The following is a 13,861-nucleotide window of genomic DNA, read 5'->3' as shown; positions in this document are numbered from 1 at the left end:
ACATGCTCTGCAGGAAACCCGTCGGTTTCCTGCGGACATGGCGACCGAGTACCTGCTTCTGTTGGGCTATCGCGAGACCGCGCTGCAACGCCTTGAACGGTTCGATGGTCGCGCTGTCCGGACACCAGTTGGCGACGATAACAACACACTCACCGACAAGTCGCATCTCCGGCTCGCTCTGCAGTCCGACACGACCGCCGGAGCGGATAAGAGAGAAACGTGGTGGAAAACGACGTCTGGAACCACCGGATTGCCACTCGCCGTTCCCTACGCGGCGGACTTCTATCTCGATCTAAAATATGCGGTGTTTCACAAAGCCTGGCAGATGGCGTTTGGCTCCCGTTTGGGACCTCTGCCTTATGTTGCCTTGGTCATCACCGACCTCGCCGACGAGGTCGGCTCGCTTGCCGTCGATCCAATCCATTCAAATGGTATCGTGGCTCGACTATCGGTGGATGTCAGCAAACCATGTGAGCTGGCTTCGCTTATCGATCTCGCGGGAAGTGTCGTACCCGAGATCGTGTCGACCAAGCCCTCGGTTCTGGCCGCGCTGGTTACAGCTGGCGGGTTCCGCATGGCTGAGCACAGCCTTCTAATCGTCGGCGGGGCAGCGACGAGTGAAGAACTGCGCCGATGCGCGGAAGAGACGTTTCGCTCGCGACTGACGTCTATCTATGCGACGTCCGAAGCCGGCGTAATTGCTTCAGAATGTCGTGAAACGCGCATGCATGTTTTCGAATCGGAAGTCGTGGTGCGCGATGACCATCCGGCAGTGCCCGGTGAGCTTGTAGTCTCGAACGACTTCAACTCGGCGCTGGCAATCCGGTCGTATAAGACCGGTGACTTTGGTCGGATCAGCGACGAGCCATGTCCCTGTGGCGCCAAATGGCGGTGGATCGAGAGCCTCGACGGACGCGTGGTCCCGCTCTTTCATTTTGCCGACGGGACAATTATGTCGCCAACGCGTCTCAGCGGACTGATGCGGCTCGGACTGCCAATCGAAGAATTCCAAGTGCAATTGCATCATGGGCGGCGCGTCATCACGCGCCTTCAATTCGCTGATCAAGAGCACGACAAGGAGCGAGTTCTGCGGCATGTCAGCCGCTTCCTCTCGACTGAACTGCCGTCATGGGCTGAGATTGAAGTTCAACCCGCGGTGTTCGCGGCGAACGAAAAGTTTGCACGCTATCTGGTGTTTGCGTGAGTGCGCATGTGATCATTGGCGCGGGCGTCGCTGGACGCCATCATGAGCGCGTGCTCGTCAATGCCGGCCGTACGATCGTTGCGATATTGGACAGCGCGGAACCAGACTTCGCGACCGACCTTGAAGATGCGCTGCAGTCCGCACCTACCGACGCCATCTGGCATATCTGCACACCAACAGCGACACATCTCGCGTACATCCAACTCATTCGTACTCGGTGTCCCCTCGCCGGCGCAATCGTGGAAAAGCCTATCGGGCGTCCCGGCGAGGTTATCTCGTTCGCGTCTTTCGGCAAATCGGGCAGGATCATGGTGCAGTCTCAATACAGCTACGCACGCTGCGTGAGCCTGTATCGGCGGCACGTGAACCTGCTGCGCGAAGGCGGACCCACCGTTGTGCAGATCGACTTCGCCAAAGACAGAACCAAAGACATTGGTCGCTTCGTCGACAACGACAGGGGCGCCTTTGGATATGAGGGCTTCCATCAAATCGCGCTCGGCCTGCGCCTTCTCGGCGGGAACCGATGCCATACTCGTCGTCCAGTCGTGATCGAGAGCGCCTGTCGCAATCATCACGGCTTTTTCGCCAAGATGCGCATTGGCGTAGACCATCTCTACATTTCCAGTTCGCTTGACCGTCCGATGCGCCATGCTTGGGTCGAGGCGCGTGCGGGCGGGCAAAGCGTTCGATTAGATCTGGAAACGAGAGAATGGTTCACTGGCGTACCGCGCCAGACCCATTTCGTCGCCGCACGCAATATGGACAGCATCGTCGAGGAAGACCTGATCGAGACCGGAATCCTGGCGTGTGTAGATGCGTTAACGCGAGGCGACACGGCCCGCATCGAAAAGAACTTCCGCGCGGCCATTGCGGTCGAAACGCTGCTCGATCGCCTTGTGTCTTCGTCCACCGATTTCTCTCGAGGCACACGGTTGGCGGTCAGTGAAAAAGCCGGTGCGCCGAACGAATGATTAATTGAGTGGCTACGTCGTGGCCGGCCTCGGGCTGATGGCGCAATCTTGCGTCAACGGCGAGCACGAGCTCAAACGTTTTTTACATCATGCCGGCGCAGAATCATAAATTCCATAAATTGACAAGAGTCTGTTGTAGTATCAATCTCCACCTAAATATCGCTCTTTTATAGATCGCAGTCACCAGACCCACCTAGCTGTATAGGTCTTTAATGTTTATTCACGTTAAACAGTAGAGAGTCGCATTTCGCATGAAATCTCCTCCTATTTTCTTTGGCGTTACGCGCCAAATTTGACCGGGCGTTGTGCTCATGCTTGAGGGCATGTACTGGCGCCTTTAGCGACTGCCTGGACATTCGCGCCAGCCACCCGGCTCCTATAACAGATGTCTTCGTGATCTCGTTAGATCAAGTGCGCGATTACTCAGTTTAAGTGTTCCGCACCTGTTGTCAGTACGGACATCGATCCGTGCTTGGAAAGCTTGACGAGCTCGATCGCGCGGCGACTGGCAGCTACATCGTCGACAAAAACGTCCGCGTGAACGGACGACTTTAGCTCGCTTTCCCAGGTCGCATGAAAGGACAAATTTTCACTGCGCTTCTGTAACTTGATTTGCACGGTAGGACGACTGGCAACACCCGGTTCGCGTGAGGTCGCGATAGCCAGCAGCATTACTTAGGGCCAGCGATGATCAGCATGTGGCCGCCTTTGCAGGGCTGGCCGCAGTCGCGCCAATGACGATCACGTGCTCAACGAGCACTGAGGGTCACACGAGGATGTCGGTCTGCGCGATTGTGTCGAGTAGGCTTTGCATTTCCGCAAACGCCGTACGGTCAACCGCGGCGCAGGACCGGCCGAACGATCGGCCAGCAACGCATCGTCACGCAGCGGCGATTCGGCGAGCCGCCGAAGCAGCCCGAAGTGCACCATTGACAGATCAGGTCACCACTGCCGGTCAACTTGCTGGTCAATTGAGGCGCCGGACAGGGCGATCAGCGTTGATCGTCCGTACTGTAGCATAATCAAATTGAACCGTGATTTCCTCCACTTTAGTCTGAACCGAATCACGGCGGACGGAAACGATGTCGCATCCCATTGAGCAACTTAGCCCCCGAGAGCGCGAAATCCTTGAGCTGGCGGGGCGAGGCTTGCGGTCAAAGGAAATTGCGCGAGAACTCGGTATCTCTCCTAGGACCGTCGATACGCACATCGCCCGGGCAATATCAACATTGGGTGCGCGTAGCCGCCTCGAAGCTGTCCGGGTCATTGAACAGGTGCCCGCCTACGTAGATTTACCTACGGAACCGCCAGAGGTTGCCTCTTCCATATCGTCAATGACACCAGTCGCTCCGGAGCGAAGCCCGCTTCTCCGATGGGCGAGCGAGCTGTCAATCTTTCGTAACGGGAAGGAAAACAATGAGCTAACGGTCGTGAGGCGCCTTGCCTGGATATTGGCGGGAGCACTTGCGATCATTTTCATCTTTGCTCAGCTGACAACCGGACTGCGGGTCGCTCAAGAGATCGCCCTCGGTATCCGTTGACCTTCTCTGGTCCCAAACTCGCGCGCGATGGCCTGCCATCGTGGAGGAAGACAATGTCCGAAATTACCCGTCACGCCGAGAAGATCGCTACTGCTTTTCACGCGGCAGAGCACTCCGCCAATAAGACGATGATCGACATCTTTGCCTTAGGCACTGCGATGTTCGAAGCACGTCAAAGTGATGCGTTTCATAATCTAGAATGCCAGCGCGGCGTCGAGTTACTAGGCGCAGGCGTGGCAAAACTGACCGAAGGCCTTGGAGAGTTGGCACGCGCTCATCGCGAGGTTGTCGACTGCGCCGTGAAGCATAACGTCATGGAAGACAGCGGCGCACTGTGCCCCCTGCCCGCCCCCGGCACGCCCCACGGCGCTGTTATCACGCCGATCAAGCGTGATAAGGTTGCCTGACGATGCGCTTCGCTTGCGCCTCGGTTGTAAAAGCGGGCTGGCATGTCGATCTACCAATATATTTATCTTGCCGGCCTTCTGTGGGGCAGTGTTTTCGCCTTGGTCGGTGGTGGCAAACCGGAGCGATGGGGCGCCGCTATCATTCTGTGTGGGATGATATTGTCAAACGTTGCAGCAGCGCATTCGGGACAATTGTACATCACCACGGACGCTTGGTTTTTCGCGGTCGACGCGTGCGAAGCGATCGCCTTGATCGTCCTAGCTTGTACCGCCGACCGATACTGGCCGATGTGGGCAGCGATGTTTCAACTCGATGCAGTGCTGACGGAGATCGTCATGCTGGCACATTCGACACCACCGTTTTCCTATGGCTTGGCCCTGCGGCTTTTCGCGCTACCGCTTCCGCTGATCGTCGGCGGGGGTACTGTCCGATATCGACGACGCTGCCGCCTTCGTGTCGCAGCAACGTAAGTAAGCACCCCCATGAACGATAACGCCCGGTCGCGGACCGCTCCGCAATTTCTTGATGATATCCAGGCGTTGTTGGTCGAATGGCACGGATGCGGCGCTTCAGCTTGCCAAAATCCGACACTTTCGACTGGCGCCGACGACGTCAACAGCGACAGCCGGGTCGGGTACATCCGAGCGATCTACCGGGCACGCCGCAGCCGGGAGTCGGTGTTTGGAGGCCATGCCAAGCTCTTCGGCGAGCCAGCGTGGGATCTGCTCCTTGATCTTTACGTCGCTCGAGCGTGCGGGGCGGTAGTGTCCGTGACAAGTGCTTGCGCCGCCGCCGCCGCCGCGCCCAGCACCGCTTTGCGACATTTGGCAGCGTTGGAACGAGAAGGTTTGGTGAAGCGGCGAGAAGACGCCGAGGACCGCCGTCGGTCACACGTGGCCCTGTCAGATCGGGGCCTCAGCCTCTTGGAAACTTGGGCCAGCACCGCGCAGCGGCTAACCGCCATCGGTGATGCGCGACGAGGTGATCATCACATGTCGGATCAAAATGGACTGTTCAGCCCACGCGGCTGACCTGGTGCCGAGCCACCGGCCATCTTACCGCAGCGCAGCAATCAGGCGATCCTCAAAGGCAGCAGGATCCTGCTGGCCGTGGCGCAGGTCGCTGTCGGACAAGCTTAGGGCGACGGCACCATCGCTCATTACGATACCGGCGTGGCAACACCGCGCAAACACCGACATGTCATGGAGCGCCGTTACGAGGGTCAGTCCGGCAGCGACCATCGCCGCCAAAGCCGTACGGGTGTCAAAGGCGGCAACTGGATCAAGCCAGTTGAATGGTTCGTCAAGGATGATCGCAGAGGCACCCGACGCGAATGCGCAAGCAATGGCTAGTCGCTGACGCATGCCCGACGAGAAATGGGCGACCGGCTGATCCAAGAGCGCGCCAATGTGCAGCGCCGCGTTGATGGGACCCAGGGAATGCAGGCCGTCAGATCCTCGCGGCGCCGCCAATCGAAGAATCTGCCTTCCAGTCAGCACGGTCGGTAGCGATTCAATAGTTGGCATGAAGCCGATGCATTGCGCGCGTCGGAACCGATCGGTCGACAACTCTGTGCCGGCAATTGCACATTCACCCTCGGCAATGTCGAGACGTCCGGCGATTGCACGAAGCAACGAGGTCTTGCCAGAACCGTTTGCACCGATCACGCCGAACCAAGTACTGGCTGCGACACCGAATGTCGCGCGGTGAACGACCGGCGTTCCGCCTCGAACCACGCTGACCTTACGAATGTCGATGCGGCTCATAACATCCAACGCTTTTTGTTGGCCCGTCGAGCGAGATACCAGGTAACGCATCCGTATGCGATTGGCGCAAGCGGCAGAAACAGGGCCGCAACGACGCCTACCAGCAGGATTTCGGCTGCGAGAGCGAAGCCGGTCACAGGCTTGGGGAAAACGATTGAGGTTAGGGTTTCGCAGCATCGATATAGCATCACCCCAGCCCATAGGGCGTACAGCACCATCGCGCCGGGTCGGTCCACCAAGATGCAGGGGCTCAAGACCACACCAAGACAAAACCCTGCGGCAAGGCGCCGGCCAACAATAGCGCGTGCTCCATGACCAGTCTGGCGCTCGAAATTGACAAGTTTGACGCTGACCGGCGTGATAGCAATCAAGCCGACGAATACGACAAAACCGGCGAACGCTCGCATAGCATTGTTATGAGCGACAGCCAAAGTAAGCACGCTCACTCCTGCCACACCCGGAATGATGACCCGCCACGCTAACCCGCCTGATCGTAGGCGAAATCTGCTGTATGTCTTACGCCATACGCCATCGCCTCTTGCCCGTCGAATGGCATGCAGCATCAGCCAAGCCAGCTCAACAATTGCGACGCTGCCGAGATAAGCCGAGATCGCGAGACCTTCGCCGTCCAACGTAACCGTCGATACTAACAGCGTCGTGCCGACTAAGCCTGCAACATGGTAGGATCCGACATAGCGAAGCGACGCTCCCGGTGCCCGGGCACCTGGCACACAAAGTCCGTCTCCCTGCAGCGCAATCAGTCTCCTACGCCATGAAATGTGCACGACAGTTGCCATAAGCGACACGAGGAGAGCCGCGGTTAGAGCCGCCCGATCACTGCCTAAGCGCCTAACGGTGCCGATGCCCCAAGCGAGGGTACCGAGCAAAACGACCAAGCACACTGCCATTGTTACGGGAATCGTGAGGGCTTCCCGAAGGATCGCGCCGACGATCGCCCGATCAACGCGCGACGGGGAGGTCGGCGTCGGCGGCACGAAAACCTTTCCGCTCACGTTAGAAGAAAGCATGCTTGATGCGGATGAGCGATCAAGCGGCGATCTCTTCGACCGGCGCCGGTCGGGAACGGGACAAGAACTCGTCAGGAACCGACGCTGATTGGAGTGTCGGGAGCCCCTGCACGTAGCCCGACAATTTCAGGACAATGCCATCGCGCTCCCAGCGATCGAGCAGTCTCGGCAGCCCTTCACGACCACCGAGAGCGCGATATGCCGATGGTGCAAACCGTTCAAATTCGGCTTCCAACCTAGCTTCTGCTCGCATCTCTAACAAATACCCAAGCAACACTGATTGGTGAGCACTCAATCTTGTCGTCACGGCACTGGATGTATGACGTGAGTCCTTCAAAAGCATTTCACCGCTGCTCAATTCTATCGCCTCAAATGCCGCGCCGCGTCGCCGCGCGTCCTGCCACGCAACGACGGCTCCTGAGACCGCCGCATGTGCTCGCGCCAAATCTGCGCCCGGCGCCTGGATAAAATCAAATTCGAAACGGTAGACCAGCCTGTTCAGCAATTTCTCGTCGACCGGAAAAACTGAACGATACTTGGGATGAGGGCCCTTTACGACAATACCGAGCGCCTCCGGGGAGTCGTGAAACGGGCTGAACCGGTGAACCTCGAACACCCCTAGGCCACCTGGCGGGTCAAGGTGGTGAAGGCTTGGGAATAGCGCCGCCATCGAAAAGTAACTTTCCGGTTTCTCTCCCGGGAACCCGAAAATGATATTCCAGCTTACCGCCACGTTTCCCTCGAGCGATAAGCGTAGCGTCTGCACGTTATGCGCCGCCTTCACTCCTTTTCGCATGAGGGCCAGCACGTCATCATCGAGGCTCTCTATACCGGGCTGGATCCACGTCACCCCAGATCGCGATAACAGTGCGATCTCCTCTCTACGCATGTTCGACTTGACCTCGTAGAATATTTTCCAATCCTTGCCCGCTTTCTCCAGGTCGGGAAGGAACCCTTTAAAGAAACTTCGCGGCATGATGAGGTCAACCGCAAAAAAACTCGTTACGGCATAGCGACGCTCATAACTTTCAAGCTCGGCTAAAAGACCCCCATTGTCCCGCTCGCGATACTGAATAATTTCGTTTAGCCCACAGAACGTGCACTGCGTTTTTTCACCGTACCAGCAACCGCGGCTACTCTCGAACGGGATCCAAACTTGCTTCAGCTGCAGCGCCCCAGTCCGACGAATGCGATCAAAGTAGGCGTCGAAATTCAGCGCGCTCCGCGGGATACGCAACTGATGAAGCTTGGTCGAGGAATTGCGCCGAACCTCGCCATGGACGTCTCGCCAGCTAACGCCTGACACTTCTGCCCAAGACATTTGGCCGTCAAGGGCACGAATAAGCTCAGGCAGCACGTGCTCGGCTTCACCCTGTACCGCAACATCGAACTCGGGACATAATTCGAGGAGCGCTGCACCCATCTCACCGTGACATGCCGCTCCTCCCACGACGATGAATTGATCAGGGCAGTGCTCCTTAATCCTTTTTGCTAGCGCCATCGAGGCACCGGTCTGTTGCGCCGTCAGCGAAAAGCAGATCGCGCGAAACTGACTCCAATCCGTATCCGCCAGACAAGCGTCGAGGAAGCGATCGATCACGGGCGGAAAGAGTAAACGCAGTTCGGACTCGACATCGACCAAGCTGAGGGAGGAGCACTGGCTCATTCCGGGCTCAGCCTCACGCCGATCTCCGTAATAGTCTTGTGTAAAAAGGCCGTCCGCCAAGTATGGCTCGCTATTGGCTATCGTCGTATATAACGCCTGCCCGGTAAGCTTGACGAAGTCGGCATAGAATTCGAAGACATTCGATTCCACCCCGAGGTCATTTAAGCACCGCTTGATAATGGCCAGCTGAATGGATGGCATGTAGGACCAGAACCACGGCATGCTGACCAGCGCGACGGGACCAGGCGTCGCGCGACTGTGATTTGTGTTGTCGATCACCGTTCAAACTCCCGGAGCTATTTGCCAAACTCGCTGCCCGATGCAGGTGGCGTGGCATCTTCCGACCGGCGAAGCCCTGTGCCCCAGCAAGCATAGGAGTATGGTCACCCTCCGCGAAAGTTTAAGAGTTATTTGCTCCGGAATTGGCGCAGTTTTGAATGGATGTTCCCTTCAAATCCACGTGCTTTTACCTTCATATCGGACCCTATTTTCTGTGCTGGCCGAATTGCTTTGATACGCAACAATGGCACTATCTACCCGCCGATCGCCGCAGTTTAACGATCAGAGCGATTGGACAAGATGACACGCCACTTATCGAAAGGGAACCGGAAATGGCAAAACTGTCAGCGCTTCAAGAGCTGTCTGCTGAAGAACGCGCAGGCGAGCGCGCCCGGGCACTTGAGACAATCAGCGAGATCAGAGCTGACCCCGCGCGTTACACAGCGCTTCGCGAGGCATTGCGCGGGAAGGTGAGCGATGACGAGCGCGCTGAAGCTCTCGTCGGCTTTATCACCAACAGCACCGATCTCGCTGCGGCTCAGCCGACCGAAGCCAGCGAAGAAATGTCAACATGGCTGACGATCACGCTAACCACAATCTTTATCCCGACAAGCGCCTACTAATCATCCGTGACCTATCCTGATGTGCCGGCGTGTTCACAAGATGCGCTGGCATATCGCTATTTCGCTGGAGGCATAGGTGCTCTCGGACCGCTACACATCGATCGTCATTCCACCACCGCCAGGAGCGGCGCTCATTACTGACGGGAAGTGGCATTTCGTCGGCGTCGATCCCGTCGAAGCGCAGGGCTGGAAGCTCTATATCTCGGCAAGTCGGCCACATTTTGTCGGGACGCTTCAAGCGGTGTCACCCATATTTGAGCGGCACAACATCAGCTACAAATATGTCGCGACGGACAAGGCCCTGAGAAAGATGAACGCTGGGTTGTATGGGTTGTCGCAAGTCGGAAAGGTCATCGTCGCCTACCTGAGAGCCGATCAAGTAAGTGATGACTTAGTGATGCAATTGAAAGGGGCGCTTAGCCCGTTTCGCTACACCTCCCCCAAACCTCCGTTTGCGATCGAGATGGGCGGCGGCTACCCCCTATCGTATCGGTTTGGCAGTTTTCACGGCACGACGCTTAACGTCGGCAACCGTCAAATCGAGGATGACAGATCACGGGCTGCGCAGTGGATCCGCGCGGAATTGCAGGACCCATTTCTCCCGTTTCTGGAGGCTCCGCCTGATCGAACCGCGTTCGATCAACTTCTTGCCGGCTTTCCGATATACGAGGTTATGAGCCATGGCGGCAAAGGCGGGGTATTTGCGGCGCTCGACATGTCGAGCGAGACGTGCACCGAGCGTGTGCTCAAAGTCGGATACCGGTGCGGAATGACGCTACCCGATGGTCGCGACGGTATGGACCTGTTGCGGACGGAGCACCAGTTTTTCAGGCTATTGCATGTTCACAATCTACAGCACGTCGCTCCCGCCATGCACGCGTTTCACGAATACGAAGATCGCAATGTCATGATACTGGATCGCGTCGATGGAACGAGTTTGTTCCATCTCAAGAGAAGCGGCAAACTCACGATAGAACATCTTGAGAGCGCGCTTCATATTCTCGCTCATATTCATGCCGCCAAATTGTACGTCGGCGATCCCAAGCTTGCCAACTTTTTGGCTAGCGGCAACGGGGAAGTACTTGCAATAGATTTCGAAAGCGCCGGCGAGATGGTGACTGCGGCGTTCGATTCGATTCGGACCTATCATTTCGCAAACCCGACCATCAGCGACGTCGCTACACGCGAGCGGGTTCATTTTCTATACTCCGTGCTGCACCGGGAATTGAGAGACAGCTTTAGCGAGTCCGATCGAGTGATCGACCTACCTGCGTTTTTGCTGTCCTTCGATTCAGCGGATGACATTGAGGCATGGGCTGTCGAAGCGATGAAGCGAGAACTGTTCGCCCTCAACCCTGAAAGCGTCGGCACGTGTCTCGCTGCAGCCCAACTATCGTGAATAGTGCCTTCGTCCGATAGATCGTATGCATGCCCAAAGCGCTCGGTTTTCGCTGAGGCAGGCGTCGACAATGCCCTCGAGCTGATCGCTCTCAGCCCAGACCCGCTCAAATTCATCTGGACTCTGACACGCCATGGCGAGGTCAACCAGCGCTGTTGGAGGCGGGACGTGCCGACCATTTGAGCCCAATACCGGTTGCAGGACGAAGCTCCATTCCAGCAACCGACGAGCGGCGTATGCGGTTGCCTTTTGGCGGGCACGAGGCTCGCTCAGCGAAATGAGATGGAAGGCCCGACGCGGCGCTTGATCCGACACCCAGCGCCAGAAAAAGGCTGTTTTGTCTAAGGTCACCGCTCTGGCAAATATCAGATCCCAACCGAGCCAACGCTGGATCGAACTAAGAGACAATGGTCGGTTTTCTGCATTCAGCACGTTGCCGCCGATCAAGGACCCGCCGCGCTGCAGGCTATCTTGGGTCAACGGCGAAAGCATTTCCTGCCCAATTACGATCTGGACCTGAAGAGCGAGTTGAGACGGCGCTGTTGCCGTAGGGTAAACCACTGGCCCGACATCAAAGATTGGCACCATGCGCAACGTTCGGACTTCGAGCGCGGAGAAACGGCGTCGGATATCGTCAAACAACTTTGCATCGAGGCGAGGGACCATTACAAACAGATCGACATCTGCAGGAGGTACTAGCGCCCAGTCGTCAATTGCAACGCTCGAACCGTGTAGGTACGCCGAAAAGTTCCGGTTAGGATACAATTCACTCAATTCACGATCGATCTGAGCCGCGAGAACGGCCGGATCCCTGCCAAGGAGCTCATCGCAGTGTCTGCCTATCATCAATCTCTGTCCAAAGCAGTGGCCATTGTGCAGTTGACCAATGATGCCCTAACGTCGCCTAACACCTTCTCCACCACAACTGCGGGTAAGGCGAGGGACGCGCAAGACGACGAGATACTCTCCATCTTTGCCAATGCCAATCCAACATCACTAGCCGCGATGCGATATCAGGCTTGCTTGGCCGGCTTACGCTCAGTTAATTCTATTGTTTCTGATTCCTCGATTCCTGATCACTAGTAATGGTCCTTTCGTGTACAGCGTAAGATGCGTTATTTAAGCGTGATGAATGGATTATCTAGCTCAGCAAGCACTTAATGCCAGCTTAGCGAGATAAACTTTTATTTTTGCCGAAAGTTTCGTATTTTACTTTTCGCGTATCCGCAGTTTGTGATTCTACTTGGGTGAAGCTTACTTCAATCCTAATAATTCACTTCCGCACGACCAAGACCAACAGTACCGCCCCTACTTCGCAACCGATCGGCGCATAACTTTTTCGCCGCTTCCTCAAAGCAACAAGCTCAAGAAGTACATCGAGTGATCGCACCACCATCGGCGTGGTGGCAAAACAATCCGGTTGTAGCATCTGGTTGGAGGGTCCATCGTAAAGCAAGCCGGTTCTACTGACACAAATGGTCGTTGACGGCCCGGCCATAATCAGCTTTGGCTCTGGCGCATTTCTGGGGATTGCCAACAATGACCGAAGATACCTCCTCCACTGACATAATCGAAATCGCCGCGGAGCTGACCGCTGCATGGCTGGCGAACCCGAACACGCGAGCCAGCGCTGACGACGCCCTAGCGTTCTTTAAGTCGATGCAAGGCGCCATCACGCCCATGGCGTCGGCCGACGCGGCGGAAGTCGGCGGCACTCCGATCTACGAGCCGGTCGTTAGCGTCCGCAAGTCGCTGGCATCCCGTGACCACATCATCAGTCTGATCGACGGCAAGCCATATCGTACGTTGCGCCGCCATCTATCCACGCACGGCCTCACACCTGACCAATATCGTGAGCGCTACAATCTCAAAGTCGATTATCCAATGGTTGCACCGACCTACAGCGAGACGCGACGCGCTATGGCGAAAAAGATTGGTCTCGGTCGCAAGCCGGGCCAAACCCTGAAGTCTAAGACGAAGTGAGCGACCGCATCTGGCAGTTGCGCAAATCTCGCAGAGCGGATTTGCCGGCCGGACGAAGCTCGACCATGATCACCTACGCTGCTAACGTGGCACGGTAAAGAAACAGTTGAAGGCGCGCCGTCCAGTGCGCCGTGCGCTTGGAGCAGGTACTTTCAATAGAGCCACACTCGGTGGTTGCGGCCTCGATTAGGTAGTTGATTTCCACAACGGTATTAGTATAGACAGCTGACAACGTCGGCACATATGAGCGCACAGTGAAGATAATTCGTCAATATTGCAGGATTTTCGTCTTCTAGCGCAAGCTGCGTCGCGTTTAAATATCAAGTCTTTCCCTATATTCGGAATGTAGAATATTCGATACTGCCGCCTGTCGGGTTGATCTCACGTCGACGGCACGGCTGTTTGAAGCCGCATCTGTCGCCTTACTTCTGTAGCCGACAGAGCGGCGATATTAGCATCAACACTTGGTTGCTCAACCTGGTATCCTGCGTCGCGGCCGTAGAATATTGCAGCAATGTTTGGAAGTTGGACAACGATGAAGCGGCCTGCATAGTCGCGGAGGTCGGTCTCAATGCGAGCCTTCACATACTCGAAGCCAAATGGATCACTGGGCGATGTGCCTTCCGTATTGCGGACCGTTATGCACGCTTGCCCGACGCGCTGGAGATCTTTGAAGACCAGCGCACGATGGCCATCGTGGAATGGCTGGTAACGGCCCACGAAAAGCGCGGTCGGCCGCTTCGGGTCGAACGTCGGCGCAAGCAGCGCAGCGATATGCTCTGCCCATACCTCGGGCGTTCCGTCGGCATCCACTCGAACGTCATAATGCTGCGGTGGAACGAAGAGGCGGTTTGTATCCTCAAAACGTCCGGCGACGATCCGGTCCACGTCGCGCGGACGCGATACCGTTGTCACCGCGTAGCGGCCGCCCAAGGCTAGCCTCCGCGCAAACCCTGGACAGAAAGCTTAATCGACGCGCTTGAACGCCGCGCC

General features: G+C 56.8%; 15 protein-coding genes. 9 read left to right on the top strand and 6 right to left on the bottom strand.

Annotation, left to right across the window (positions count from 1 at the left end; genetic code table 11):
* Window positions 1-37: 37 nt before the first annotated feature.
* On the top strand, window positions 38-1,204 hold the full coding sequence (locus tag J0I47_RS09290) for a hypothetical protein (protein WP_294046599.1): 1,167 nt from the start codon (window positions 38-40) through the stop codon (window positions 1,202-1,204).
* Window positions 1,201-2,175: a hypothetical protein gene (locus J0I47_RS09285; RefSeq protein ID WP_294046597.1), complete on the top strand. Its 975-nt coding sequence runs from the start codon at window positions 1,201-1,203 to the stop codon at window positions 2,173-2,175. Before J0I47_RS09290 ends, J0I47_RS09285 begins: the two co-directional genes overlap by 4 nt.
* Window positions 2,176-2,598: 423 nt before the next feature.
* On the opposite strand, the gene J0I47_RS09280 is transcribed toward J0I47_RS09285, so the two are convergent.
* Entirely contained in the window at window positions 2,599-2,847 is a 249-nt protein-coding gene (locus J0I47_RS09280) for a hypothetical protein (RefSeq protein WP_294046595.1), read from the bottom strand.
* A 410-nt stretch (window positions 2,848-3,257) separates the two neighbouring features.
* Between J0I47_RS09280 and J0I47_RS09275 the strand changes: the two genes are divergently transcribed.
* From J0I47_RS09275 to J0I47_RS09260, 4 genes are read left to right on the top strand one after another with little or no spacing between them, the layout of a single operon-like run.
* On the top strand, window positions 3,258-3,716 hold the full coding sequence (locus J0I47_RS09275) for a helix-turn-helix transcriptional regulator (RefSeq protein WP_294046593.1): 459 nt from the start codon (window positions 3,258-3,260) through the stop codon (window positions 3,714-3,716).
* Window positions 3,717-3,769: 53 nt separating this feature from the next.
* Window positions 3,770-4,123, top strand: coding sequence for a hypothetical protein (locus J0I47_RS09270; RefSeq protein WP_294046591.1), 354 nt, complete (start codon window positions 3,770-3,772; stop codon window positions 4,121-4,123).
* A gap of 42 nt (window positions 4,124-4,165) precedes the next feature.
* A complete protein-coding gene (locus tag J0I47_RS09265) occupies window positions 4,166-4,594 on the top strand; it encodes a hypothetical protein (protein ID WP_294046589.1) in 429 nt (142 codons plus the stop codon).
* Window positions 4,595-4,606: 12 nt separating this feature from the next.
* Window positions 4,607-5,155, top strand: a complete 549-nt coding sequence (locus J0I47_RS09260) for a winged helix DNA-binding protein (protein WP_294046587.1) — start codon at window positions 4,607-4,609, stop codon at window positions 5,153-5,155.
* 24 nt (window positions 5,156-5,179) lie between these two features.
* Here the strand turns inward: J0I47_RS09260 and J0I47_RS09255 are convergent, their stop codons facing one another.
* The 3 genes from J0I47_RS09255 to J0I47_RS09245 form a co-directional block, all read right to left on the bottom strand.
* Complete coding sequence (locus J0I47_RS09255; RefSeq protein WP_294046586.1) at window positions 5,180-5,890, bottom strand: ABC transporter ATP-binding protein; 711 nt, start codon at window positions 5,888-5,890, stop codon at window positions 5,180-5,182.
* Window positions 5,887-6,522, bottom strand: a complete 636-nt coding sequence (locus J0I47_RS09250; RefSeq protein WP_294046584.1) for a hypothetical protein — start codon at window positions 6,520-6,522, stop codon at window positions 5,887-5,889. The genes J0I47_RS09255 and J0I47_RS09250 overlap by 4 nt, the downstream gene beginning before the upstream one ends.
* A gap of 415 nt (window positions 6,523-6,937) precedes the next feature.
* On the bottom strand, window positions 6,938-8,863 hold the full coding sequence (locus J0I47_RS09245; RefSeq protein WP_294046582.1) for a RiPP maturation radical SAM C-methyltransferase: 1,926 nt from the start codon (window positions 8,861-8,863) through the stop codon (window positions 6,938-6,940).
* 158 nt (window positions 8,864-9,021) lie between these two features.
* Between J0I47_RS09245 and J0I47_RS09240 the strand changes: the two genes are divergently transcribed.
* Together J0I47_RS09240 and J0I47_RS09235 are read left to right on the top strand one after the other, a co-directional pair.
* Window positions 9,022-9,486, top strand: coding sequence for a hypothetical protein (locus J0I47_RS09240; RefSeq protein ID WP_294046580.1), 465 nt, complete (start codon window positions 9,022-9,024; stop codon window positions 9,484-9,486).
* 76 nt (window positions 9,487-9,562) lie between these two features.
* Window positions 9,563-10,885, top strand: a complete 1,323-nt coding sequence (locus J0I47_RS09235) for a hypothetical protein (RefSeq protein ID WP_294046579.1) — start codon at window positions 9,563-9,565, stop codon at window positions 10,883-10,885.
* Here J0I47_RS09235 and J0I47_RS09230 read toward each other — a convergent pair.
* A complete protein-coding gene (locus J0I47_RS09230) occupies window positions 10,877-11,551 on the bottom strand; it encodes a hypothetical protein (protein WP_294046577.1) in 675 nt (224 codons plus the stop codon). The two genes, J0I47_RS09235 and J0I47_RS09230, sit on opposite strands and share 9 nt — an antisense overlap.
* An 873-nt stretch (window positions 11,552-12,424) precedes the next feature.
* Between J0I47_RS09230 and J0I47_RS09225 the strand changes: the two genes are divergently transcribed.
* Window positions 12,425-12,868: a MucR family transcriptional regulator gene (locus tag J0I47_RS09225; protein WP_294046576.1), complete on the top strand. Its 444-nt coding sequence runs from the start codon at window positions 12,425-12,427 to the stop codon at window positions 12,866-12,868.
* A 381-nt stretch (window positions 12,869-13,249) separates the two neighbouring features.
* Here the strand turns inward: J0I47_RS09225 and J0I47_RS09220 are convergent, their stop codons facing one another.
* Window positions 13,250-13,756, bottom strand: coding sequence for a hypothetical protein (locus J0I47_RS09220; RefSeq protein WP_294046574.1), 507 nt, complete (start codon window positions 13,754-13,756; stop codon window positions 13,250-13,252).
* Between the last annotated feature and the right edge of the window lie 105 nt (window positions 13,757-13,861).

The organism is Sphingomonas sp., from assembly GCF_017304635.1.
In the GTDB taxonomy this organism is placed as follows: Bacteria; Pseudomonadota; Alphaproteobacteria; order Sphingomonadales; family Sphingomonadaceae; genus Sphingomonas.
Note: the sequence above shows the minus strand (reverse complement) of the source record. Positions and strands in the feature narration are given on the sequence as shown.

Bases quoted from the DNA above. Each gene is read 5' to 3' on its own strand.
- J0I47_RS09225 (WP_294046576.1), top strand. From the start codon at position 12,425: ATGACCGAAGATACCTCCTCCACTGACATAATCGAAATCGCCGCGGAG.
- J0I47_RS09280 (WP_294046595.1), bottom strand. From the start codon at position 2,847: ATGCTGCTGGCTATCGCGACCTCACGCGAACCGGGTGTTGCCAGTCGT.
- J0I47_RS09270 (WP_294046591.1), top strand. From the start codon at position 3,770: ATGTCCGAAATTACCCGTCACGCCGAGAAGATCGCTACTGCTTTTCAC.
- J0I47_RS09240 (WP_294046580.1), top strand. From the start codon at position 9,022: ATGGATGTTCCCTTCAAATCCACGTGCTTTTACCTTCATATCGGACCC.
- J0I47_RS09260 (WP_294046587.1), top strand. From the start codon at position 4,607: ATGAACGATAACGCCCGGTCGCGGACCGCTCCGCAATTTCTTGATGAT.
- J0I47_RS09290 (WP_294046599.1), top strand. From the start codon at position 38: ATGGCGACCGAGTACCTGCTTCTGTTGGGCTATCGCGAGACCGCGCTG.
- J0I47_RS09255 (WP_294046586.1), bottom strand. From the start codon at position 5,890: ATGAGCCGCATCGACATTCGTAAGGTCAGCGTGGTTCGAGGCGGAACG.
- J0I47_RS09265 (WP_294046589.1), top strand. From the start codon at position 4,166: ATGTCGATCTACCAATATATTTATCTTGCCGGCCTTCTGTGGGGCAGT.
- J0I47_RS09230 (WP_294046577.1), bottom strand. From the start codon at position 11,551: ATGGTCCCTCGCCTCGATGCAAAGTTGTTTGACGATATCCGACGCCGT.
- J0I47_RS09275 (WP_294046593.1), top strand. From the start codon at position 3,258: ATGTCGCATCCCATTGAGCAACTTAGCCCCCGAGAGCGCGAAATCCTT.